This window comes from Vibrio nigripulchritudo ATCC 27043, assembly GCF_000222685.1.
Lineage (GTDB): Bacteria > Pseudomonadota > Gammaproteobacteria > Enterobacterales > Vibrionaceae > Vibrio > Vibrio nigripulchritudo.
Genome location: NZ_AFWJ01000240.1, coordinates 1 through 499, shown reverse-complemented (window position 1 = coordinate 499; position 499 = coordinate 1). Strand labels below are relative to the sequence as shown.

At 49.9% G+C, this 499-nt stretch carries 1 protein-coding gene; it reads right to left on the bottom strand.

The genetic code is table 11. The annotated features are described in order from the left end of the window. The coding region (locus RH89_RS16775) for an ABC transporter permease (protein ID WP_038146450.1) at positions 1-486 on the bottom strand (486 nt) is incomplete at its 3' end. Between the last annotated feature and the right edge of the window lie 13 nt (positions 487-499).

Genomic DNA, 499 nt, shown 5'->3' with positions numbered 1-499 from the left:
CCCTGAGATATGGAAGAGCGGCCAGAAGACACCAAATACCAATATCAATAACAGCCCCCACAAGAAATCCGGTACGGAAAGCGCCACGCCATTAGTGACATCAATGGTTGATTCTACTTTGCTTTCGCGCCAGAGCGTGCCAGACAAAGCCAATGCTCCTCCCATCAAAATAGCGATTACCAACGCCATTAAAGACAGTTCGAGCGTCGCCGGCAAGCGCCCTAACACCAGTTCTAACACCGGTTGCCGTGTTGTGATCGAAGTACCGAAGTCGCCTTGCACCACTCCCCCAATCCAGACAAAAAATTGTTCAGGCAGGGATTTATCTAACCCATACAGTGCCGTTAACCGGGCGATATCTTCTTCAGTAGCACCGGGTGGTAACATCATCGCGATGGGGTTGCCAGGAACCACTCTCACGACAAAAAATACAATGATGGCGGCCCCACATAATGTGACGAGTATGGCCCCCAGTTTTAATAACAACGTTCGGTAATTC